The organism is Rhizobium pantanalense (assembly GCF_030182525.1).
Taxonomy (GTDB): Bacteria; Pseudomonadota; Alphaproteobacteria; order Rhizobiales; family Rhizobiaceae; genus Rhizobium.
Genome location: NZ_JAQJCH010000002.1, coordinates 370,454 through 393,657, shown reverse-complemented (window position 1 = coordinate 393,657; position 23,204 = coordinate 370,454). Strand labels below are relative to the sequence as shown.

The 23,204-nt window shown below is 60.8% G+C and carries 23 protein-coding genes; 5 read left to right on the top strand and 18 right to left on the bottom strand.

Annotated features, from left to right (window positions below; translation table 11 throughout):
- Nucleotides 1-66 precede the first annotated feature (66 nt).
- The 12 genes from PH558_RS07910 to murA form a co-directional block, all read right to left on the bottom strand.
- Nucleotides 67-1,017, bottom strand: a complete 951-nt coding sequence (locus tag PH558_RS07910) for a lytic transglycosylase domain-containing protein (protein ID WP_113407611.1) — start codon at nt 1,015-1,017, stop codon at nt 67-69.
- A 106-nt stretch (nt 1,018-1,123) separates the two neighbouring features.
- Nucleotides 1,124-2,239, bottom strand: coding sequence for an anhydro-N-acetylmuramic acid kinase (locus PH558_RS07905; protein ID WP_095436830.1), 1,116 nt, complete (start codon nt 2,237-2,239; stop codon nt 1,124-1,126).
- 10 nt (nt 2,240-2,249) lie between these two features.
- The gene (locus PH558_RS07900) at nt 2,250-3,269 is read right to left on the bottom strand and encodes a serine hydrolase domain-containing protein (protein WP_285203228.1); all 1,020 of its coding nucleotides are present in this window, start codon (nt 3,267-3,269) and stop codon (nt 2,250-2,252) included.
- A 21-nt stretch (nt 3,270-3,290) separates the two neighbouring features.
- Complete coding sequence (locus PH558_RS07895) at nt 3,291-5,030, bottom strand: ABC transporter ATP-binding protein (RefSeq protein ID WP_285203227.1); 1,740 nt, start codon at nt 5,028-5,030, stop codon at nt 3,291-3,293.
- Nucleotides 5,027-5,866 carry an ABC transporter permease gene (locus PH558_RS07890; RefSeq protein WP_113407609.1) on the bottom strand — a complete coding sequence of 280 codons (840 nt, stop codon included), beginning with the start codon at nt 5,864-5,866 and terminating at the stop codon, nt 5,027-5,029. Before PH558_RS07890 ends, PH558_RS07895 begins: the two co-directional genes overlap by 4 nt.
- On the bottom strand, nt 5,866-6,825 hold the full coding sequence (locus PH558_RS07885) for an ABC transporter permease (protein ID WP_113407608.1): 960 nt from the start codon (nt 6,823-6,825) through the stop codon (nt 5,866-5,868). Before PH558_RS07885 ends, PH558_RS07890 begins: the two co-directional genes overlap by 1 nt.
- Before the next feature lie 128 nt (nt 6,826-6,953).
- A complete protein-coding gene (locus PH558_RS07880; RefSeq protein WP_285203799.1) occupies nt 6,954-8,399 on the bottom strand; it encodes an ABC transporter substrate-binding protein in 1,446 nt (481 codons plus the stop codon).
- 156 nt (nt 8,400-8,555) lie between these two features.
- Nucleotides 8,556-9,479, bottom strand: a complete 924-nt coding sequence (murQ, locus tag PH558_RS07875; protein ID WP_285203225.1) for an N-acetylmuramic acid 6-phosphate etherase — start codon at nt 9,477-9,479, stop codon at nt 8,556-8,558.
- A gap of 394 nt (nt 9,480-9,873) precedes the next feature.
- On the bottom strand, nt 9,874-10,323 hold the full coding sequence (locus PH558_RS07870; RefSeq protein WP_095436837.1) for a type II toxin-antitoxin system VapC family toxin: 450 nt from the start codon (nt 10,321-10,323) through the stop codon (nt 9,874-9,876).
- Nucleotides 10,320-10,571, bottom strand: coding sequence for a type II toxin-antitoxin system Phd/YefM family antitoxin (locus PH558_RS34210; RefSeq protein WP_095436838.1), 252 nt, complete (start codon nt 10,569-10,571; stop codon nt 10,320-10,322). The genes PH558_RS07870 and PH558_RS34210 overlap by 4 nt, the downstream gene beginning before the upstream one ends.
- 97 nt (nt 10,572-10,668) lie before the next feature.
- Nucleotides 10,669-11,568, bottom strand: a complete 900-nt coding sequence (locus PH558_RS07860; protein ID WP_285203223.1) for a glucosamine kinase nucleotide-binding domain-containing protein — start codon at nt 11,566-11,568, stop codon at nt 10,669-10,671.
- Nucleotides 11,565-12,821, bottom strand: a complete 1,257-nt coding sequence (murA, locus tag PH558_RS07855; RefSeq protein WP_285203222.1) for a UDP-N-acetylglucosamine 1-carboxyvinyltransferase — start codon at nt 12,819-12,821, stop codon at nt 11,565-11,567. The genes PH558_RS07860 and murA overlap by 4 nt, the downstream gene beginning before the upstream one ends.
- Before the next feature lie 227 nt (nt 12,822-13,048).
- Between murA and PH558_RS07850 the strand changes: the two genes are divergently transcribed.
- The gene (locus PH558_RS07850) at nt 13,049-13,909 is read left to right on the top strand and encodes a MurR/RpiR family transcriptional regulator (protein WP_285203220.1); all 861 of its coding nucleotides are present in this window, start codon (nt 13,049-13,051) and stop codon (nt 13,907-13,909) included.
- A gap of 101 nt (nt 13,910-14,010) precedes the next feature.
- The gene (locus tag PH558_RS07845) at nt 14,011-14,787 is read left to right on the top strand and encodes an SDR family oxidoreductase (RefSeq protein WP_113407603.1); all 777 of its coding nucleotides are present in this window, start codon (nt 14,011-14,013) and stop codon (nt 14,785-14,787) included.
- A gap of 16 nt (nt 14,788-14,803) precedes the next feature.
- Here the strand turns inward: PH558_RS07845 and nadC are convergent, their stop codons facing one another.
- From nadC to PH558_RS07815, 6 genes are all read right to left on the bottom strand, one after another.
- The gene (nadC, locus tag PH558_RS07840) at nt 14,804-15,661 is read right to left on the bottom strand and encodes a carboxylating nicotinate-nucleotide diphosphorylase (RefSeq protein WP_285203219.1); all 858 of its coding nucleotides are present in this window, start codon (nt 15,659-15,661) and stop codon (nt 14,804-14,806) included.
- A 1-nt stretch (nt 15,662) separates the two neighbouring features.
- The gene (locus PH558_RS07835; RefSeq protein ID WP_285203218.1) at nt 15,663-17,204 is read right to left on the bottom strand and encodes an L-aspartate oxidase; all 1,542 of its coding nucleotides are present in this window, start codon (nt 17,202-17,204) and stop codon (nt 15,663-15,665) included.
- On the bottom strand, nt 17,201-18,172 hold the full coding sequence (gene nadA, locus PH558_RS07830; protein WP_113407602.1) for a quinolinate synthase NadA: 972 nt from the start codon (nt 18,170-18,172) through the stop codon (nt 17,201-17,203). Before nadA ends, PH558_RS07835 begins: the two co-directional genes overlap by 4 nt.
- 69 nt (nt 18,173-18,241) lie before the next feature.
- Nucleotides 18,242-19,144 carry an NUDIX hydrolase gene (locus tag PH558_RS07825; protein ID WP_095436846.1) on the bottom strand — a complete coding sequence of 301 codons (903 nt, stop codon included), beginning with the start codon at nt 19,142-19,144 and terminating at the stop codon, nt 18,242-18,244.
- Nucleotides 19,145-19,274: 130 nt separating this feature from the next.
- On the bottom strand, nt 19,275-19,484 hold the full coding sequence (locus tag PH558_RS07820) for a hypothetical protein (protein WP_095436847.1): 210 nt from the start codon (nt 19,482-19,484) through the stop codon (nt 19,275-19,277).
- Nucleotides 19,485-19,639: 155 nt separating this feature from the next.
- Nucleotides 19,640-20,332, bottom strand: coding sequence for a GntR family transcriptional regulator (locus tag PH558_RS07815; RefSeq protein ID WP_095436848.1), 693 nt, complete (start codon nt 20,330-20,332; stop codon nt 19,640-19,642).
- A 129-nt stretch (nt 20,333-20,461) separates the two neighbouring features.
- Here PH558_RS07815 and PH558_RS07810 point away from each other — a divergent pair, with 129 nt between their 5' ends.
- Genes PH558_RS07810 through PH558_RS07800 form a run of 3 tightly spaced genes read left to right on the top strand, consistent with a single transcriptional unit; the run spans nt 20,462 to nt 23,202 of the window.
- Nucleotides 20,462-21,466 (top strand): ABC transporter substrate-binding protein, encoded by a 1,005-nt coding sequence (locus PH558_RS07810; RefSeq protein ID WP_095436849.1) that lies wholly within the window; start codon nt 20,462-20,464, stop codon nt 21,464-21,466.
- A gap of 53 nt (nt 21,467-21,519) precedes the next feature.
- Nucleotides 21,520-22,335, top strand: coding sequence for an ABC transporter ATP-binding protein (locus tag PH558_RS07805; protein ID WP_095436850.1), 816 nt, complete (start codon nt 21,520-21,522; stop codon nt 22,333-22,335).
- Between the two features lie 3 nt (nt 22,336-22,338).
- Nucleotides 22,339-23,202 carry an ABC transporter permease gene (locus PH558_RS07800; protein ID WP_285203215.1) on the top strand — a complete coding sequence of 288 codons (864 nt, stop codon included), beginning with the start codon at nt 22,339-22,341 and terminating at the stop codon, nt 23,200-23,202.
- Nucleotides 23,203-23,204: the final 2 nt, after the last annotated feature.

Sequence of the window (23,204 nt, the reverse complement as noted above, 5' to 3'; positions counted from 1 at the left end):
AGGCACTTGACAAAACAATCGATACGCGCTGGCCGCAAATGACGCTGGTATTGACGCGCCTCAAACTCAGTTCTTAAAAACCAGGCAACTGCCGCCCTGCTGCCGCACCTGAATGCAAACGGCATCGGCCTCTTCGCGGGTGTCGCGGCCTATGCGCGCCGCGTAGCGGATGCGGCGACCGAAATCTGCGTTGCGCTGACGCACGATCAACGGCTTCTCAACATTCAATGGCGAAGGCAGCTTCCGGATATTCGCGACAAATAGCCGCCGAGCCGCATCCAGCTGGAAATGCTCGGCCAGTTGAGCGCCCCAGGGCGCCCACGGCCGCTCCTGCTCCAGGGGCGACGGTTTCAGGCGCCGGCTCTGGGCGAGGGCGACGCAGGAGTCGACGAAAGGCTTGCCCTTGTCGAGCACTGGGGCCGCGATATCGGGCGGATCATCGCGCCATTCTTCGACACTGTGGGCCGTGATGGCACTCACATAGTTGCGGGTCTCATAGGGAAGCCCGCCGGAATTCAGGAAATTGGCAAGGCCGGCCTCGCCGGCATTATAAGCAGCCGCCGCAAGCCCGAGATTGCCGAAGCGGTCGCGCAATTCATCGAGATAGGTTGCCGCCTTGCCGAGCGCTTCGAGCGCATCGTAGCTGTCGCGCACACCACGCAGCTTCGCCGTTCCCGGCATGAACTGCGCGATACCGCGCGCGCCTTTGGGACTGACGGCATCGGAGCGGAACAGGCTTTCGCGCCAGACGAGCCGTGCGAGATAATCCGGCGGCAGATGGTTGGCATGAGCGAAATACTCTATGGCCGTGCAGAGATCGCGATTGTAGCTGTCCCTGCGCAGGCACAGCGTTTGGCCCGTCTCCGTCGTCAGCGGCCCCGAAATGCAGACAGGCGGTGCGACAGTCCATTCCGGTTGAGCTCTCGCGGGTCTGAAAGCAACACCGTTAACGGAAAACGCGATCGCAAAAGCGACGATGATGCCGAAGAAGCCTGCCCGGTAATGCCTGCCTGCCATTTAAGCGATATCCGTCCGAGACCAACCGATCGCAAATTCGCGGCCTCTTCATATCATCGATGGACGGAAGCGAAAACCTCTCGCCCGACAGCCAGCGCTAAGGCTGTTACTCTGCGAGGCGTCCGCCGCGCATCGGCGCCGGCACGCCCGTCGTGCCGGGGAAGCTGATCGGGAGGCCACGCAGAACGCGTACGGCGAGAAACGCAAAGCATTCCGCCTCGACTGCATCGCCGCGCCAGCCGAGATCTTCGGCAAAGATCGGCTCGACGCCGGCCCGGCTTTTCAGCATCGACATGATCGTCGGGTTGTGCCGGCCGCCGCCGCTGACGACGACCTTGGTGGGCCTGCGCGGCAGCAGGTCCAGCGCCTTGCCGACGGCGCTTGCCGTGAAGGCCGAAAGCGTGGCGGCGCCATCTTCCGGGCTGAGGCCATCCGCCATGGCGGCACCGAAATCGAAACGATCCAGCGATTTCGGATAGGGCGCAGTCATATATGGGTGCTGCAACAGCCGCTCGAGCCGCGCCTCATCGACCTTGCCGGCAGCTCCAAGCGCACCGTCACGGTCCATTTCGCCGAGCCCGCGGGACTTGATGAAATCATTGAGCGGCGCATTGGCAGGACCGGTATCAAAGGCAACGAAATTGCCCTCTCCATCCCACCAGGTGACATTGGCAACGCCGCCAAGATTGAGAATGGCCGCCTCTCCTGCGGCGCCCGCCCCGCGCAGCAGCGCGGTATGATAGGCAGCAGCAAGCGGTGCGCCCTGCCCGCCGGCACGCATGTCGGCCGAACGGAAATCATAGGCGACCTTGGTGCCGAGAATGGACCGCATCAGCTCACCGTCCCCAAGCTGGCGCGTCTGCCCCAGCCGGTCCTTCTGCGGCGCGCGATGCAGCACGGTTTGGCCATGGAAACCGACAACGCCGATGTCGGCCATCGTCATGCCGTTGCTTTCCACGAGTTCCTTCACGGCCTCCGACTGCGCTCGCGTCAAAGCTTCCTCGGCCGCCTTGAAGATCGCCGGTTCGGGTCCCTCAAAATTCCACGCGCGCGCCTGCCGCAGCGTCTCTTCCAGCAGTTCCCGAATCCAGCTGGGATAAGGAGCCAGAACATAGGGGCCAAATTCCTCGATCCGCTCGCCGTCCGTCTTCAGCATGGCGACATCGATATTGCCGTCGAGGACGGTCCCGGTCATCAGACCGACTGCCCAGATTGGTTCCATGGTCAGGCTCCTATGCTGCGTTGACGAGATCGCTGACGGTCTGACGGAGCGCCAGAATGCCGCTGTCGAAGTGGCGCGTCGGATGGATGCGGTTGGTAAGGAGGGTCCAGGCTCGGCCTTGGTCGAAATCGATCCAGAGGGCCACGCCTGTAAACCCCGTATGGCCGATCGTGCCGGGCGAGCAAAGAGTGCCGCCATGCCAACCGTCATAGGGCCGTTCCCAGCCATGCGTGCGTGTGGCCGAAAGCGGTGTCCGCATCAGCGCGATTGACTGCGCCGACGCGCCGCTACCGTCAAGCAATCCCTTAGCGAAATCGAGGATCGAATCCACCGTGCCGAACAGCCCGGCATGGCCGGCGCCCTGCAGCGCCGAACAATTGTCGTCATGAACCTCGCCCGAGAGAACGCGGTGACGCCAGGTGCAGTCTTCCGTTGCAGCAGCCAATTCCGGCGGCGTGGAGAAGGCAAATCCCGGCCCCGGATCCATGGCTCGGATTGTCTTTCTATTCAGCCGCTCCAGCGCGAAGCCGAGTAGGATGAAATTGATATCGGAATAGACGGGCGGGCCGGCGCGCCATTCGCGCTGCAGAATGAAGGTGCGCAGGAGGTCGGGGTCGCGGCCGTAGCTGTAGATCGGCTCGACTGCCGGAAACGGTGTCTGGTGACCCAGGCACTGGCGGAACGTCACCTTCCGTTCCCATGCCTCGGCGCTGTATTGACGCAGGTCAGGGAGCAGCGTCGTCAACGGAGCATCAAGGTCGATCGTGCCAGCCTCGGCCAGGGCCAGGATGCGCGGCGTGGTGAAAATGACTTTCGTAAGGGATGCGAGATCGAACCAGGTATCGGCCAGCATCGGCCTGATGTCAGGTACCTTCTGTGCCGAACCGGCAGCGCGAACCCGTCGGTTGCCGTCGAGATCGACGATACCAAGCACGCCGCCGGGAATGCGCGCCGCCGCAACCGATTGCTCGAGCGGCGCGAAGGCCCGATCGAAACGCTCCTGAAACCGCATGCTCCCCCCTGCTGCCATCTCGCCTCTCCTAGGCATCGCTCAGGCTTCTGCCAGTGCGATGTGATCCGGCGCAAAGCGGCGCCACTCGGGAACGGCCGGCTCGAAGCCCAAGGGGCGCACTAGCGACGGAACCTGGCGAGTATCGAGCGTGAAGTTTTCCTTGCGCCGCGCAACCGTCGGAACCGCCGCGATCAACCGCCTGGTATAGGAATGCTTGGGCTCGGACAAGACCGAGGCGGCATCGCCGATCTCGACGATCTGGCCGGCATAGATCACCGCGATGCGATGGGCGATCCGCTCCACGACAGCCATGTCATGTGAGATGAAGAGATAGGCAAGACCATATTCGCGCTGAAGCTCGATCAACAATTCCAGAACCTGAGCTTGAACGGACACGTCGAGCGCGGAAACCGCTTCATCAAGCACCAGCACCGAGGGATTCAGCATCAAAGCGCGCGCGATGCAAAGCCGCTGACGCTGGCCGCCGGAAAATTCGTGCGGATAGCGCTCCAGGGCGTTTTCCGGCAAGCCCACGCGCTTCAAAAGCATGACCATGCGGTCTCGCGTCTCGACTGAGATGCGGCCGCCCGCGGCGATCACCGGTTCGGCAAGAATGCTATCGATGCGCAGTCTCGGATTGAGCGAAGCGTATGGATTCTGGAAAACCATTTGCACCGCGCTGCTGCGATCCGCCGCCTTGCCGCTATTCGTCGTAAAGGTGCCTCGGGTCGATTTCACCAATCCGAGGATCGCGCGGGCCGTGGTGGATTTACCCGATCCGCTCTCGCCGACAATTGCCAGGGTCTCGCCGGGCATCAGGTCGAAACCGACGCCTTCGACGGCATGAACGGCGCCGCTCGACCGCCAAAGGAGGCCGCCCTTGACCGGAAAACGGACGGTCAAGCCATCAACCTTTAATGCCGGCTTGGACGACGCCTCATCCCTTTGAAAATCGGTGCGTGCAGCCCGTCCTGAGGCAAAATGCGGAACGGAATGCAAGAGATGCTGGGTATAGGGATGGGTTGGATGGTCGAGGATCTGATTAAGCTCACCCTGCTCGACCGCCTGGCCTGCCTGCATCACCATCACCTTGTCGGCAATGCCGGCAACGAGGCCGATATCGTGCGTGATGAAGATCATCGACATGCTGGTCTCGCGCTTCAATTCGGCGAGCAGTGCCATGATCTGCGCCTGCACGGTGACATCGAGCGCCGTCGTCGGCTCATCGGCAATCAATAGACGCGGATTGCAGGCAAGGGCCGTTGCGATCATCACGCGCTGGAGCATGCCGCCGGAAAGCTGGTTCGGACAATAGGTCAACCGACGCGCCGCATCCGGAATACGCACACGATCCAGGGCGTCCTTGGCCGCCGCTTTCGCCTGCTTGCCGGTCAGGCCGCGATGCAGCCGGAAGGATTCCTCGATCTGCGTGCCGATGGTCAGAACCGGATTAAGAGAGGTCATCGGCTCTTGGAAGATCATGCCGATCTCGGCACCACGGATCTTCGTCAGTTCCGCTTCGCCCGCCTTGGTGAGATCGAGGATGCTGTTGTCGCCACGCTTGAACCGGATCGAGCCGCCGATAATGCGGCCACCGCCGAAATCGACGAGGCGATTAATTGACAGTGCCGTTACTGACTTGCCCGAGCCGCTCTCGCCGACGATCGCCAGCGTCTCGCCCGCTTCGAGATCGAAGCTGACGCTGCGAACGATGGGATTGGCCTCGGCATTGCGTCCGAAGCCGACGCTGAGATCGGAGACGGAAAGAAGCGGTGTCATACGGTCGCCCTCCGCATCTTCGGATCAAGGATATCGCGCAGGGCATCACCGAGCAGGTTGAAGCCGAGAATGGAAATCATGATGGTCACGCCGGGGAAGATCAGCAGCCAAGGCGCCGTTTCCATGAGATTGCGACTGTCGCTCAGCATCAGCCCAAGCGAAGAAGCCGGCGGCTGCGTTCCCAAGCCGAGGAAGCTGAGACCCGCCTCCGTCAGCAGCGACCAGGCGAGCGCCAGTGTTACCTGCACCGTCAAGGGTGCGACGAGATTGAGCAGGAGATGCCGCGTCAGGATGTAAGAACGGCTGCTGCCGAAGGTGCGGGCGGCATCGACGAAATCGCGTCCCTTCAAGGAAAGAGCCGGGCCGCGCACGACGCGGGTGAAGATCGGCGTATAGACGATCGCAATTGCGGCAACGCTTGTCCAGGTACCAGGCCCGACAATGGCGATGATCAGGAGCGCCAGCAGGATCGCCGGGAAAGCTAGAAGCACATCCATCGCGCGCATGATGACGCCATCCCAACGTTTGCCCGACCAGGCAGCGGTCAAGCCAAGCACGGTGCCGATCAGGGTCGCAGCAGCGACGGAAAAGAAGGCGACTATGAAGGATTCGCCGATGCCGTGCATCAGGCGGCTCGCAACATCGCGGCCGAAGAGGTCCGTGCCCATCCAGTATGTGAGGCTCGGCGCATGCAGCCTATCGATGCGATTCTGCGTCAGTGGATCGTGCGGCGTGACACCGAGCGTGCCGAGAATGGCAAGCAGGATATAGATAAGAACGATAACGCCGCCGATCCGGCCGCTCATATGTCCGAAGATGGCTTTGACGATGCGCATCAGCCTTCTCCAAGCCGAACGCGCGGATCAAGCGCGACGTAAGCGAGATCGACCAGCAGATTGACGATCATGAAATTGAAGGCAATGAATAGCACGCTGCCCTGCACCAGCGCGTAGTCGCGCTGCAGGATGGCATCGAGTACCATGCGCCCCAGCCCGGGGAGGGCATAGATCTGCTCGACCAGCACGGCACCGCCAAGCAGATAGCCAAATTCGACGCCGCTCAAGGTCACCACCGGGATCAATGCATTCGGCAAAGCATGCCGCCAGATGACGCCACGCGCCGGCACGCCACGGCTGCGGGCGGTGCGGACATAATCATCGCTCAGGACATCGAGCATGGCGGAGCGCACGACGCGTGTCACGGAAGCGGCAAAGGCAAAACCGAGCGTCAGCGCCGGCAGGATCATCTGGCCGAGATTTTCGAGCGGGTTCTCCCAAAGGGGTGTGAATGCACCCATGGTCGGCAACACGCCAAATCTCGCCGACAAGGCATAGATCAGCAGCAGTCCGAGAACGAAATTCGGCGTGGACTGTCCGATCATGGCGACGATGCGCACGGCAAGGTCGGACAGTTTCTCGTTCCGCGTAGCGGCGAAGACTCCCGCCGGCAGGCCGATGGCAAGCGCAATCGTCATGGAAAGCAAGGCAAGCTCGAGCGTCAGCGGAAAGCGTTCCAGGATGATGTCGAGCACCGGCTTGCCATAGGTAACCGATATGCCGAGATTGCCCTGAAATACACCGAGCAGCCAGTGCCAGTACTGGATCGGCCAGGACTGGTCGATGCCGAAATAGGCGGCTAGAGCCTCTCGCTGCTCCGGCGTCAGCAGGCCCGCATTGGTTCCGAGCATCGCCGTGATCGCATCGCCCGGCACCAGCCGGATGGCGACGAAGACGAAGATGGAAACGCCCAGCATGATCAGCGGGAATGTCATCAGCCGGCGCGTCAGATATGACATTGCAATTCCTCTAGAACAACTTCAGCTAAACCAAGACGTGAACTGACAGCTGAAATTGCTTAAAAACAAAGAGATAGAGCATTTCCATGACATAGATTGAAGGGAAATGCTCTATGTCCCGGTCATCGCTACTTGATCGAAACCTTGCTGAGGCCGAACAGCGAGCCGGTCGGTGTAGGCACGAAACCTTCGACGTTCTTTTGCTCGGCCGTATAGCCATAAGCCGTATAGAGCCAGATCCAGGGCGAGACTTCGGCGAGATGCTTTTCGAATTCGGCGAAGATCTCCTTGCGCTTGCCCGGATCGGTCTCGGCGCGGCCCTTCTGCATCAAGCTGTCGAGCGTGTCGTCGATATAGTTGGCGACCTTCTGCAGGTTGCCGGTCTTTGTCCAATAACGGTTGTACATCGAATAGGGGTCGGCACTGCCGCCATTGAGCGCGACAGCCATGTCGAAATTGCCCTTCAGCCAGGTGTCGACATAGACGTTGAGTTCCATCACCTTGATATCGAGCTTGATGCCGATTTCGGCGAGCTGCGACTGAATGACCTGCGCCTCGGCCGTAGCGGTCGGCGGCTCGCCGGTTGCGGCAATCACAGTCGCCGAAAAGCCGTTGGCAAAGCCGGCATCGGCCATCAGCTTCTTCGCCTTGGCGACATCGCGCGTGTAGCAGAAGAGCTTGCTGGGATCGGTCGCATAGAGCGGCATCGTCAGCGGCCCCGTTACCTTGCCTTCGCCGAGAGCTGCGGTGTCCATCACATCCTTGCGGTCGATGGCACACGAGATCGCCTGGCGCACGGCCAGCTGATCCATCGGCTTGCGCGATGGATTGAGCTGCAGAACGTTGTAGGAGAGCACCGGCGTGCGGGTGAGCTGCAGCTTCGGCTCCTTCGGCACCAGCGTTGCCACGAGCGGATCGTTCAACAGCGCGAAATCGATCTGGCCGGTGCGCAGCGAGGCAAGGATCGCGGTTTCATCCGGCAGCACGCTGATGTTGATGCCATCGGCGCCGGTGGCACCCCCCGCCCAATCCTTATTGGCGCTCAGGACCTCCTTGGAGTTCGGAACCCAACTGTCGAGCTTGAAGGGGCCGGAGCCAATCGCCTTAGTGCCGATGGTGCCGGCTGTGATTTCACTGGCCGGCACGACTGCAGCGTTAAGGCTCGTCATGGCAGTCAGAAGCGGGACGTCGGGCTGCGACAGGTTGAAGACGACGGTTGCGGCATCGGGCGTGTCGATGCTTGCAATTGACAGGAAGTTGGCACGGGCGACAGCGCCGGTCGCCTGATCGAGAATGCGCTGGAAGGAGGCCTTGACGTCGGCCGATGTGACGGCTGCGCCGTTCTGGAATTTAGCCTTTGCGTTGAGCTTGAAGGTCAGCTGCTTGCCGTCGGGCGAGAACTGCCAGCTTTCGGCAACGCCAGGCGCGATCTGCAGATTGCTGTCGAGACGAACGAGCGGTTCGTAGATCAGCTCCAGCAGGCGGATGGAGGAGAAGGCCGTCTGCTTATGCGGATCGAGCCCGGTTGCGTCCTGCGACCATGCCATGCGCAACGTCGCTGCCTCTACGGGCATCGCAACCGTCGCCAGACCGATCCCCACGGCCAGCGCCACGCCCGAAATCAACTTCTTTCCAAAATTCCCTTCCACTTTCAGTCCTCCAAATTTTTTAAATGTCCCCGGCCGATTTTGGCCCATTGATTGCCGTCGCGGCATGCCGCGATGGTTGTCTCAAGCAGTCCTGGCGTTGATGGCCTTGCGCAGGAATCCATCAGCGTTTTGCAATGCCGTGCGGGCTTCTTCAATGCCCATCCCGGTAATTTCCATGAGAATGGCTAGCTTGACGTCATTGCCGGTGAGATCAAGCACCCGGCGGGCCTCCTGCTGGGTGCAACCGGTCGCCTGCATGACGATGCGCGAGGCGCGCGCCACCAGCTTCTTGTTGCTGGCGCTGACGTCGACCATCAGGTTCTGATAGCTCTTACCGATGCGGATCATGCTGGCCGTCGTCAGCATGTTGAGAATGAGTTTCTGGGCCGTGCCGGATTTCAGCCGGGTCGAGCCGGTCAGGATTTCCGGGCCGACAACAGGCGAGATCGCCAGATCGGCAATGCCGGCGATGGTGGAATTGGGATTGCAGGATAGTGCGACGGTAAAGGCACCGATACTCTTGGCGTAGTTCAGACCACCGATGACATAGGGCGTGCGGCCACTGACTGCGATGCCGACGACCACATCATCCTTGGTGAGTTTGATCTCCTCCAGCGCCTGACGTCCCTGTACCGGATCATCTTCTGCGCCTTCGATCGAACGGCGCAGCGCATCCGGGCCGCCCGCAATCAATCCAATGACCATATCAGGCGGCACGCTGAAGGTGGGCGGGCATTCGGAGGCGTCGAGAACGCCGAGACGACCGCTGGTGCCGGCTCCCATATAGATCAGCCGTCCACCCTTCCGGAAGGCGGCGACGATCTGATTGACGGCAGCGGCAATCGCCGGAATGACCTTCTCGACGGCGACGGGCACCGTCTGATCCTCATAATTGATTTCACGCAGGATATCGAAGGTCGGCAACAGATCGATATGCATCGTATTCGGATTGCGCCCTTCGGAAACCAATTGCTCCAGTTCGGATATCAACGTCTGTTCTGTCATGGGCCTGCTCGCGAAATAACGCTTCGATATCAATAACTCGCAGTGGCAAGTTCGACCATTTCAGTATCGAACACCCCTCAGCAAAGTTCGGCTTTCAGTCAGACGGCCGATCAAAATCAGCCAGGGCTCGGACGGCCTTTTTCGGCTTCGCTTCCTGCCCACTCCCTGTTTACCTTGGTTAACACTATGTCTGATTATTCCTTTCGTCAATCTATAAAGGAATAAAATATTCCAATTCTGCCGCGCGAATTCACCACTGCGGATTATGCGGCGACAGCACACAGCGGTAAGTGTGATTTACCGACCGACGCAAGCTAACGCTTCGGCTCCAGATCGGTCAGCTTGCTCTTAGACGTCGCCATCATCACGCTGGTATTCAATAGGAAGAGAGCGATCATTCCGATCTGAAAACCATCGGAAGATCAGCCGACACGTCGAGCGGCCGGAAATGCCGTAAGTTTTCGGTGATGACGGTCAGGTCATAAGCCCGCGCCGTCGCTGCAATGATAATGTCGCCGAGGCCAGGATTGTGGCCCTTGCTCAGGGCGTCGTCTTCCAGAGCACCGGCGACCCGCGCGACCACCGTATCCATGGGTAGGATACGATCGCTGAAACTATCCGTGATGAAATCGAGCCAGTCAGAGAGACGCTTGGCTCGCTCAGTTCCGCCGCGACGATGAAGGGAGCGTATTCCCTTTTCGATCTCCGAGACAGACATGGCCGACAGAAATAGCGCATCGGCTTCGCCCTGATTGTGGAACCACATCCGGATGGCATCGGAGGGCGGCACCTTATCCGGCGCAAATCTGCTGATAATATTCGTATCGAGCAGGTACTCCGTCACAGATCAACGTCCCTCATTTTTGAGGAGTTTCGATCCAGATCGACACCACCGGGAAAGGTGAGCAGGAAATCCCCGAAATTCGGCTTTGGCTTCTCCAAAGCCTTCTTTGCGGCCTCTGCCGCTTCGACCGACACAAGTACGGCAGCGGGCTTCCCGTGGCGCGTAATGGTGACAAAATCACCGTTGGCGGCTTCATCGACCAAATTGGCAAAGCCTGCCTTTGCCTCTGCTACGCTAATTGTTGACATCACGCCCTCAATCGAAAATGACCATATATAGTCAAAATAGGGCCTGCCGTCGATAGAATCAAGAGGAAAGAGAAAGACGTTTATTACATCCCATGGGTCATTCGGTTCGAGAGTCGCAAATTGCCTGTCTTGCCAAAATGATCGCACCGGATACCGCGTCGCCATCGCTGGGTTTCAACCGACGGCGTACATCGGGCGAGAGCCAGGGTTCAAGCGGGCTTGCGAGACCGCCGAGCAGGCAGACGCGCGGTGCACCTTTCTCGAACAGGATGCGAACCAGAGTATCGATATGGCCGGCCGCGCTTTGCACGATCCGCCGTGCGGCAGCATCGCCCTGATCGGCATGTCGCAGGACCATCGGTGCAAGGGTGGCATAATCCGTGGCCGATGCCCGGTCCATCCAGGCGACCGCCTCCATCGGATCGTTCTGGAAGCGCTGCATGATTTCGGCCAGTAATGCCGTCTTCTGTTCGCGGCCGTCATGGGCACGCAACCCAAGCTGCACCGCCTTCAATCCGAGATAGGCGCCGCTCCCCTCATCCGAAATGGGAAAACCATAGCCGCCGACCCGCAATTGCCGTCCTTCGACGAGGCCGAGACCGATCGAGCCCGTCCCGGCGATGACAATGGCGCCATCGCGACCGGAATGCGCGCCAAGGCAGGCGCCCTCGCCATCGCTGATAAAATCGATGCTAGCAAATGGATGTTCTATCGCCTTCAACGCATCAAGCGCGCCCTTACGCCCGATGCCCGCCAGCCCGACTCCGACATGGATGCGCCCGATATGGTCGGCACTCAACCCGGCTTCTTCGATTGCTGCGTCAAAGGCACGCGAAATCGACGCCCATGCTTCGGCTATCCCGAGCCTGGTCGTTGCCGGGCCGGACAATCCCTGCCCCAAAACCGTACCTTCAGCATCCTCGATACGAGCCCGGCAGCCGGTGCCACCGCCGTCAATGCCGAGGAAATAGGGAGCGTTTTCCGATGCGGCCGTCATGACGTCAGCCGTTCGATATCAGCGCCGCATAGGCGCAACTTGCGATCCAGTTGCTCGTAGCCACGATCAAGATGATAGACGCGGTTGATGATGGTTTCACCTTCCGACACTAGGGCGGCCAGGACGAGCGAAACGGATGCGCGAAGATCCGTCGCCATCACCTGCGCGCCCTTGAGCGGCGCTCCGCCGCGCACCAAAGCAGTCGTGCCCTGCAAGGTGATATTGGCGCCGAGGCGCGTCAACTCCGGCACATGCATGAAGCGGTTTTCGAACACCGTCTCACGGATTAGCGAGGCGCCCTCGGCACAGCAGGCGAGAGCCATGAACTGCGCCTGCAGATCAGTCGGAAAGCCAGGATAGGGTTCCGTGGTGATATCGGCCCCCTTGAGCGGACCGTCCCTAGAGACGACCAGTCCGCGATCGCTCGGCCAGACGCTCACACCCATGGCTTCCAAAGCCTGGACGACGGAGGCCAGATTTTCCAGCCTGGCATGAATGAGCTCGAGCTGACCGCCGGTGATCGCTGCCGCCACGGCATAAGTGCCCGCCTCTATGCGGTCGGGAATACCGTGATGCTTGGCAGGGCGCCAGCTGGTGTCGCCGTCGATGAGAATACGATGTGTGCCGGCTCCTTCGATCCGCGCCCCCATGGCGCAAAGGCAGGCTGCCAGATCAGCCACTTCCGGCTCGCGTGCCGCATTCAGGATCTCGGTTTCGCCTCCGGCGGTGCAGGCGGCCATCATCGCCGTTTCCGTCGCACCGACGGATGGCGAGCTCAGCACGATCCGCGCCCCCTTCAGCCCCTTCGAGGCTGAAGCGACGATCAGACCGCTTTCGATCGCGATATCGGCGCCCAGAGTCGCCAGAGCCTTGATGTGCATATCAACGGGCCGGGCGCCGATGGCACAGCCGCCAGGAAGGGAAACACGCGCATGGCCGAAGCGGGCGAGCAGCGGCGCCAGCACCAGCACGGTCGCCCGCATGCGCCTGACCGTATCGTAGGACGTCTCTTTCGAGACGATCTCGCTCGCATCGATCGTCGTGCCATGCGGCCAGCGTGCGATCTTGGCGCCGTGCAGCGCAATAACGCCGAGCATGTTTTCGACGTCGCTGACGGCCGGCAGGTTCGTGAGCTCCAGCGGATGCGGGCTCAAGAGCGCCGCTGCGATCTGCGGCAAGGCGGCGTTCTTGGCGCCAGCGATGGTCACCGCGCCCTGCAACCTTTTGCCGCCGGAGATGCGAAGTCTGTCCATGATGAAAATCCATCGAGGAAAAGGTGAGGACGCCACGAGTCCTTCACGCGTTTCCTCCAAAGACTAATCGGCCATTCCAGAGTGTCAACCAGATTTGGAATTTTTTATTCCAAGCTGCTGTGATAATGTCCGATCGCACGAAGCGAGATTGCCGAGCTTGAACCGGATGCTATTTTTGGTTCGCTCGTGTCGATGGGTAAAGCGGCCTGGATGGTTAGAAGGGACAAATGTCGATCTTAAAGAAAATCAGCGCGCAGCTCGAAACCATGGCCCCTGCCGATCGCCAGATCGGACAGTTCATCATCGACAATCCCGACCAGATGCTGCGCCTTTCTTCCGCCGCGCTTGCTGTCGAAACGGGTCGCAGCCAGTCGAGCGTCGTGAAATTCAGCCAGAAGCTCGGCTATGCTGGCTATCAAGAGCTGAAGCTGGCCGTCAGCGAGGCCAAGGCGCAGGAATGGCAGGCGCCGGCCGGTATGATCCACGGCACGATCGAAGTGGGCGACGGCTATCTCACGATCCTGCAGAAGCTGCTCGGCAGCAAGATGCAGGCCATGCAGCAGACGATTTCCGTCAACAACGAAGCCGATATCGCAAAAGCGCTCGAGGCGCTTCATGATGCTCGGCGCATCCATCTGGCAGGTGTCGGCGCCTCGTCGCTGGTGGCGCGCGACTTTTCCTACAAGCTGATGAAGCTCGGCCGCAACGTGCTGCATGACAGCGACAGCCATGTGCAGATGGCCAATGCATCGACGCTGGGGCCGGACGACCTGCTCTTTGCGCTTTCCTATTCCGGCGCCAGTATTGAAACCCTCAGGATCGCGGAACTGGCTAGCCAGCGCCAGGCGACGGTCATTGCCGTTACCGGACTGCAGGACAATCCGCTCGCCCGCGTCGCCGATATCTGCCTCCATACCGTCGGCGACGAGGATCGCGTCCGCTCCTCGGCGATCACCGCCCGTGACGCGCAGCTGATGCTGACCGATCTGCTGTTCATTCTCCTGGTGCAGCGTCAGCCCGATGCCAACGACTATGTCCATAATAGCGAGACGGCCGTTTCCGTGCTGAAGGCCAAGCGTCTTTCATAAGATCGCGATCGGGTAACCAAGCTGTGACGACCGCGACCCTGTACGGTGGTGATTTCGGGACATAGCTTGGTGATCCAAGCAAATCATTCCGGAGATATTCCATGGACCTCGGCCTCAAGGATAAAGTCGTTCTGATCACGGGCGGCTCGAAGGGCATCGGTTTTGCCTGTGCTGAACTCTTCCTGCAGGAAGGCGCGCGCGTTGCGATCTGCTCGCGCTCACAGTCGAATATCGATACTGCACTTTCGCGTCTTCCTGGTGCGCGCGGCTACGCCGCTGACCTGATCTCCGACGAGCAGGCACTTGCCGTGGTGAACAAGGTCGAGTCCGATGTCGGCCCGATCGATATCCTCGTCAACAGCGCAGGTGCCGCGGCCCGCACGCCGGCGGATGAGCTGACGCCTGCCATCTGGCGGGCTGCGATGGATGCGAAGTATTTTTCCTACATCAACGTGATCGATCCCGTCATCAAACGCATGGGCGCGCGCGGCTCAGGTGCCGTCATCAATATCATCGGTAATGGCGGCAAGATCGCCTCGCCCGTCCACCTGGCCGGTGGATCGGCCAATGCCGCCCTGATGCTCGCAAGCGTTGGCCTTGCCAACGCCTATGCCGGCAAAGGTGTGCGTGTCGTCGGCCTCAATCCCGGCCTCACCGAGACGGACCGCGTCGCCGAGGGCCTGAAGGCGGCCGCGAAGGCTTCCGGCTCGACCGAGAAGGAAGCGCTGGCCGATGCCCTGAAGCGCATCCCGATCGGCCGTATGGCCGATCCGGGCGACATCGCCAATGTCGTTGCTTTCCTGAGTTCGGCCAAGGCCGGCTACGTCACCGGCGTCGTGATCAGCATGGACGGCGCGCAGGTGCCGGTCGTCGTTTGACCGGCGATCGGCGGCTCTAGGCCGCAGCCTTCCAGTCCAGCCCAATATCGAGCGTCGGCGCGCTATGCGTCAGCCAGCCGACGGAGATGAGATCGACGCCGGTAGCGGCGATTGCGGCGGCCGTCGCCGGCGTGATGCGGCCGGATGCTTCGGTGATCGCCCGGCCGCCGACAATATGGACCGCCTCGCGCAGTTGATCCGGCGTCATGTTGTCGAGCAGCACGGCATCGACGCCTTCCTGCATCGCTTCGCGAAGCTGCTCCAGCGTATCCACCTCGACCTCGATCTTGACCATATGACCGACGCCCGCCTTGGCTCGGCGAATGGCTTCAGTGATGCCTCCGGCAATCGCGACGTGATTGTCCTTGATCAACACCGCGTCATAGAGCGCGAAGCGATGGTTCATGCCGCCGCCGGCGCGAACTGCATATTTCTCAAGCGCCCTGAGTCCCGGTGTCGTCTTGCGGGTGCAGACGATCGAGGCCTTCGTGCCGGCGATCGCCTCGACGATGCTGCCGGTCACAGAGGCAATACCGGAGAGATGGCCGAGGAAATTAAGCGCGGTGCGTTCCGCCGTCAGCAGGCCGCGGGATGGCCCTTCGATCGTCGCGATGACCTCGCCGACATCAACCTTCGCACCATCGGGCACGTGCCGGGTCATGACGATAGTGGGATCGACCAGCTCGAAGGCAAGTTCGGAGACATCGAGACCGGCGACCACGCCCGGCTGGCGGGTGACCATAGCAACGCGGGACCGATGTTCCGCCGGGATGACGGCCGTAGATGTGATGTCGCCGGCGAGGCCGAGATCTTCGACCAACGCATTGCGCACCAGTGGCTCGACAATCAGGCGCGGGAGGAGAGCAAGCGTCATGTCAGGCACTCCTTGCGAGCGAATAGGGGGTGACGGACCTGGCAATATCCAAGGCGTCGGAAAGGTTCATCATGCGGCGCTGCGCATGTTGCAGTTTCAGCGGAAAATCCGTGCGGGCATGGGCGCCGCGCGACTCCGTCCTGAGGCTTGCAAAGACGGCGATCAGCAAAGCCACCACCGCGGGATCTGTCGCTGGACCTTCGCTCTCGCAAAGCGGCAGAAGAGCAGCGATCGAGCCATGGATGGCGCCTGCGTTACGCAGCACACCGAGATGGCGCGACACGATCGGCCGGACAAGCGTCAGGTCTGGCGCGAATGTCTCGGGAAGATGCTTCGGCAACCTTGTGGCACCTCCGTCCGTGCCGGCGATATCGCGCGCTGCCCCCATGCCCATAACCGCAGCCTCAAGCAGAGAATTGCTGGCGAGACGGTTGGCGCCGTGCAGGCCGGTGGAAGCCGCCTCGCCCACCACCCATAGGCCGGGAACCGAACTGCGGCCGCTCTCGTCGGTCGCAACGCCGCCCATGTGGTAGTGAACGGCCGGACGCACCGGGATGAGATCGCTCGCCGGATCGACGCCTGCCTCGTTGCAAAGGGCTTCGATCACCGGAAAGTGGCTGCCAAAGCGATTGCCGAGCGCAGCTCGCGCATCGAGAAAAACCCGTCCGCCGCGCGCGATTTCCGCGCTGATGGCACGGGCGACCACATCGCGCGGCGCAAGCTCGGCGCCTTCGACATCGGCCATGAAGCGCTCGCCGCTTTCATTGATGAGGAGCGCGCCCTCGCCGCGAACCGCCTCGCTGACAAGCGCCAGCGGACGCCTGCGGCTATCGAGCGCCGTTGGATGGAATTGCACGAACTCCATATCGGCAAGCCGCGCCCCTGCCCGTGCCGCAAGCGCAATCCCCTGCCCGAAATTGCCGACTGGATTGGTGGTGGCATCGAAGAGGCCGCCGATGCCGCCCGTGGCAAGGACGACACGGGAGGACGGCAAGACGACATTGCCCTTGTCAGTCAAGCACAAAAGGCCGGCGACGCGATCCCCATCCAGCAGCAGCCTCTGCGCCTGATAGCCCTCGAGCACCGTGATCGACGGCGTGCGGACGACCGCCTCGGCAAGCGCGCGGACGATGGCAGCCCCCGAACCATCACCTTTGGAATGCACGATACGCCGAAACGAATGTGCAGCCTCGAGGCCGAGGGACAATTCTCCGGCATCATCGCGGTCGAATTCGACACCCGCCCGTTCCAGCGCGGCGATGGCGGCAGGCGCTTCCGCAACGATCCTCGCCGCCACCTTCGCGTCGCAGAGCCCGTCGCCGGCTGCAAGCGTGTCGGCGAGATGCAGGGCTGCACTATCGCCCTTGCCGATGCTGGCAGCAATGCCGCCCTGCGCCCAGGCGCTCGATGTCTCCGCACCGATCAGGGCGCGGGTAACAATGACCGTCGGCTGAGGCGCCAGCGTCAGCGCCGTCATCAATCCGGCGAGGCCGCTGCCAACGACGACGATGCGGCCGCTCAAGTCTTCACGAATCTCGCTCATATCGCCAGCATCCTTTCAACCGCCCGACGGGCATCTGCGGCAATTGCCGGGTCGACCGTCACCTCATGCTGCCCCTGTTCCAGGGCCTTGCGGATATTGCCAAGCGTGATGCGTTTCATGTGCGGGCAGAGATTGCAGGGCCGGATGAATTCGACATCCGGATGATGCACGGCGACATTGTCGCTCATCGAGCATTCGGTCAGGAGAACGACGCGCGATGGATGCCTTTTGCCGACATAATCGGACATGACGGCCGTCGAGCCGGCAAAGTCCGCTGCCTCGACGACATCGGGCGGGCATTCCGGATGGGCCAGCACAGTTACGCCGGGATAATTCTCGCGAAGCTGGCGGATATCGTCTGCCGTGAAGAGCTCGTGAACCTCGCAGTGCCCATGCCAGGCGATGAGCTCGACATTGGTTTCGCGCGCGACATTGCGCGCCAGATATTCGTCCGGAAGCATCAATACCTTCGGCACGCCGAGCGATTCCACCACCTGCCGGGCATTGCCCGACGTGCAGCAGATGTCGGAGGCAGCCTTCACGGCTGCCGACGTATTGACGTAGGTGACGACGGGAACACCGGGATGGGCCTGACGTAGCAAAGCGATATCCTCCGGCGTGATCGATTCCGCGAGGGAGCATCCGGCTTCCATGTCGGGGATCAACACAGTCTTTTCCGGGTTCAACAGCTTCGCCGTCTCGGCCATGAAATGCACGCCAGCAAGGACGATGATGTCGGCGTCCACTTCGACTGCCTTGCGGGCGAGCGCGAGGCTGTCGCCGACGATATCGGCAACGCCATGGAAGATTTCCGGCGTCTGATAGTTGTGAGCGAGAATGACGGCATTGTGCCGTCGCTTCAATTCAAGGATCGCCTCGACATCATCCTGGAACGTCAGCCATTCGGCTTTCGGGATGACGCGGCTGACACGATCGTAAAGGGAGGATGCGGATACGGGAAGATTCATGGCCGGCTCCTTATTATACTCATTTTGAGTATATCGTGAGCAAATAGATATTCTCAGTACGAGCATATGTCAATTGCGGGAGAGCGGTAATTTCGTTCCGGCGAATTCGCGTTCTTCGAGGACTGCGCGGCGGAAGCGGAAGAGCTTGGCGGGACGGCCGCCGGTCTCGCTTTCGGTGCCGCCGGTTTCCTCGACCAGCTCCTGCTGCTCGATCAGCCGGCGGAAATTCTGTTTGTGCAGCATCAGCCCTGCCAATGCCTCGACGGTTTTCTGCAATTGCAGCAGCGTAAAATTTTCGGGCATGAGTTCGAAGACGACGGGCCGATATTTGATCTTGGCCCTAAGCCGCGCCATGCCGGTCGCAAGGATGCGGCGATGATCGGCAAACATCGATCGGCCGAAATTATGCTTGAGATCGCAACCCGCCTCGGTGACGAGACGTGCTTCGTAGAGCAGTTCATAGCGCTGCAGGACAAGATCCTCGTTCCATGCCGCACCATTCAGCCCGAAGTCGAAGTCGGCGCGGCGGCGGCGCTGGCTGCTGCGCATCGCGTCCTCCCCGATCCAGGATTCAAGCCGAGCGGCGATATCGTCGAGGATCGGCGGCCGGCCATCTCGATGATCCTCCCACGGAAGATATTCGTACCAGCCATGCCACCCCGGCATCCCGCCGCCGGGTGCCGCTTGCTCGCGCACCAGCCCCAGATAGCTGATGGAAATCGTGCGACCGCCGAGAATGTCATTGTTTCGATCGCGATCGGCAAAGGTATAAAGCTGCTCCAGATAGCCGACGGGATGGGCCGTCTGCTCCTGAACCCATTCGCGCAATCCGCTCTGCAGCGTGCGATGTCCGAGCTCAAACGGGCCGGATGGCAAAGCATCGCCCGACCGCACCGTCATTACCCTCGGATCACTACCCGTAACGGCCGTCAGAACCGCAATCAGCTCCGCATGCGCAAGCCCGATGGTCAAGCGAACTCCATGAATTGTTTCCCTGGGACTTTGTCGCATGAAGCGAGGCGCAAGCCAATGCGGGTGCTGGCGCGCTCCACATCTACTGGCAAAATGAAGCGTATCGAATCAATCGTGGAAATAGCGATCTTTACTGACGAGATTCCACCAGGTTTCTTCCCGCATCGGTCAGCACGATAAAACCTTGCTCCCGCTCAACGAGACCAAGATCCATTGCATCCTCCCAGATGGGCAATCGGGGACAGCTCGTCCGCCACGCATCCATGACCTCGCGATAAGGTCGCGGACCAGCTTTCAAAAAAACCAGGAGATCAATGACAAGGCTATTGGGCGCTTCCAATATCACCTCCCTAAGTGGTGAAGCGAAAATATAAACCCTCAGGCCATCATTGTCATGATGCGCTCGATGAGTTTTGGCGGCTGTTAGATTGCCGGCGGCATCGATCCTTGTTGGTGCCGCTGCAACCCTACAAGGCAGCCACGCAAATTTCGGGCCTAGCGGCTCACATAGTCTGGATACTGTTCGCAAATGAGATCGACGATCGACAAGGTGCCCGACAAATGCCGGCGCAAAGCAGCGACGGCAGCCTCCGCATCGGCCGAGCTGATAGCATCGACCACGGCTTGATGATCGACAATGATCTGCTCGAGCTTGCCGGGCATGGGCAGGTTGAGCATGCGCAGCCGGTCCAGATGCACGCTCTGGCGCCGGACCGTGGACCAGAGGCCGAGAATGCCGGCGCGCTCATAGAGAACGCGATGGAAATCCTTGTCGAGCATATCGAAGAGATCATAGGTTTCCTGTGACACCACATGCTTCTGTCGAGCCAGGATGCCTTCCAGGATTGCTGCGGTTTCTGCAGGTGATTCCGCAGCCAGCCTGCGAACAGCCTCCAGTTCGATCGACAATCGCAGGAAATGCGCCTCTGTCGCGTTGCGGATATCGATCCTCGCAACGACAGTCGCATATTGCGGATAGACCTCCACCAGCCCCTCCTCCTCAAGCCGGATCAGGGCATCGCGCACGGGGGTCTGGCTGACATTGAATTCGCTTTGCAGCGAGATGCGCGACAAGACCGTCGTCGGCGGTAGGCTCATCGAAAGAATGCGTGATCGCAGGATCTCCAGGATCTGAGGCCCAACTTGGCGGGAGCGATCGAGGGCGAATTCTTTCGGGTTGAGCTTCACTGGCGGCCTTTCTGATCGAGAGCGTTTGCTCATTAAACACAGTTCAGGGCTTGATGCACTGATACATTAGTGCTTTAGTTGATCCAAGCCAACTTCGTTTTTCAAAGTTGGACCAATCGGGAGGAGCAAATGAGAGGATTTCTTCGCTGTCTGACCGCGGTCGGCATGGTGGTCGCAGGCAACTTTTCGGCCGGTGCGGCCGAAAAGACCGATATTTCGATCACGCGCCAGCCGGGCATTCTTTATCTCGCCAGCCATGTGATGGAGACGCAGAAGCTGATCGAGAAACATGCGGCCGCCGATGGCCTTCAGGGCGTCAAAGTGGAATGGCGGACCTTCAGCGGTGGCGGCGCGCAGACCGACGCGCTGCTGTCCGGCAACGTCGACATCGTCAATACCGGCACCGGTAATCTGCTGCTGCTTTGGGACCGCACCCGAGGCAAGGTCAAGGGGATCGTCACCAATTCGGCGCAGCCGGTCATCATGGTCTCGCGCGATGCGCGCATCCAGTCGTTGAAGGATATTCAACCGAACGACAAGATCGCCGTGCCGACGGTTGGCGTCTCGACGCAGGCAATCCTGCTGCAGATGGCCGCCGCGCAAATGTATGGCGACGACCAGGTGCATAAGTTCGACGCCAATACGGTGCAGCTCGGCCACCCGGATGCGATGGCGGCGCTCGCCAACCAGACCCATGAGGTCAAGAACCACTTCTCCGCCCCGCCCTTCCAATATCTCGAGCTGAAGCAGCCGGGCGTTCACAAGGTCATCGATTCCCGCGACATCATTGGCGGCGATTTGACTCAGGGCACCTTCTTCACCACCACCCAGTTCGCAAGCGCCAACCCGACGATCATCAAGGCCGTGCGCGAGGCGACGGCTGAGGCCATCGATCTCATCAAGAAGGATCCGAAATCGGCTGTGGAAGCCTACAAGACCGTCAGCGGTGACAAGACCAGCGTCGAAGATCTGCTAGCGATCCTGAATGAGCCGCACATGATGGAATTCCGCATGGATCCGCAGGGGACCATGAAGTTTGCGACCCATCTCTACAAGATCGGCACGCTGAAGACGATGCCCAAGGCCTGGACCGACTATTACCTGCCGGAAGCAGCCGATCTTAATGGCAACTGACGCCTGCGGGCGGCGCGAATGCCGCCGTCGCGCCATTTCTTGGAGGAGCCCTCATGCTTCAGGCAAAAACGCACGCCGAAATGCCGATGACGGAAACAATGACTGCAACACCGCTTCTGAATGTCGACAGGGTAACGCTTCGCTACAAGACGCCGAACCTGCTGATCACCGCAACGGAAAATGTCAGCTTCTCCGTTGCCCAGTCCGATCGCTTCGTCCTCCTCGGCCCCTCAGGCTGCGGAAAATCGACGCTGCTGAAGGCGATCGGCGGCTATATGACGCCGACGACGGGCCGCATCGAAATCAAGGGGCAGCCGGTCAAGAAACCGGGCGCCGACCGCATGATGGTCTTCCAGGAATTCGACCAGCTGCTGCCATGGAAGACCGTTCTGGAAAATGTCATGTTCCCCCTGACAACGGCCCGCCGCCTACCGCGCGGCGAAGCCGAGGCCATCGCCCGCGATTATATCGACAAGGTCAAGCTCACCCGCGCGGTCGACACTTACCCGCACATGCTGTCCGGCGGCATGAAGCAGCGTGTCGCCATTGCCCGCGGCATGGCGATGCAGCCCGATATCCTCCTGATGGACGAGCCTTTCGCCGCGCTCGATGCCCTCACCCGCCGACAGATGCAGGACGAACTCCTGCAGCTCTGGGAAGACACGCGCTTTACCGTCATCTTCGTGACGCACTCGATCGCCGAGGCGATCAAGATCTCCAACCGCATCCTGCTGCTGTCGCCGCATCCCGGCCGCGTCAAGGCCGAAGTGCGCGAGGTGGAAGCCGTCCGTGACGATCCCGCTGCTGCCGCCAAGCTGGAACAGGAGATCCATCACATGCTGTTTGCCGAGCAGGGACACAGGGAGTAAACCATGAGCGCGCCACAGATCATCCTTGCTCCACAGACAACGGAAGTCGCCGGCCACATCGCAGCCGTCGAGCAAAAGCTCGGCACGATGGAACTCCTTTGGCAGTCGGGCCTGTTCCGCAAGTCATTGCTGATCGTTATCCTCGCCGTCATATGGGAGGCCTATGCCCGGCACCTCGACAATCCGCTGCTGTTTCCGACGCTGAGCGACACGCTGACCGCGCTTTATGACCGCTTCGCGGACGGCGCGCTGCCGGCCCGCATCTGGACCACGCTGAAGATACTGGTGACCGGTTACATCTCGGGAACGGTGCTTGCCGCCGTGTTGACGGTCGTTGCGATCAACACCCGCATCGGCACCGATTTTCTCGAGACCATGACGGCGATGTTCAATCCGCTGCCAGCCATCTCGCTGCTGCCGCTCGCCCTCATATGGTTCGGCCTCGGTCCGGCAAGCCTCGTCTTCGTGCTTATACATTCTGTGCTCTGGGCCGTCGCGCTTAACACGCATGCCGGCTTTCTCGGCGTTTCCCGCACCCTGCGCATGGTCGGCGCCAATTATGGGCTGACGGGTCTTTCCTATGTCTTCCGCATCCTGATCCCCGCGGCCTTCCCGTCGATCCTAACGGGGTTGAAAATCGGCTGGGCCTTCTCCTGGCGCACGCTGATCGCCGCCGAGCTCGTCTTCGGCGTCTCTTCCGGCCAGGGCGGCCTCGGCTGGTTCATCTTCGAAAACCGCAATCTTCTCGACATACCCTCGGTATTTGCCGGCCTGCTGACTGTGATCGTCATCGGGCTTATTGTCGAAAATCTGGTTTTCCAAACGATCGAACGCCGCACCCTGCTAAAATGGGGCATGAAGGAATGATG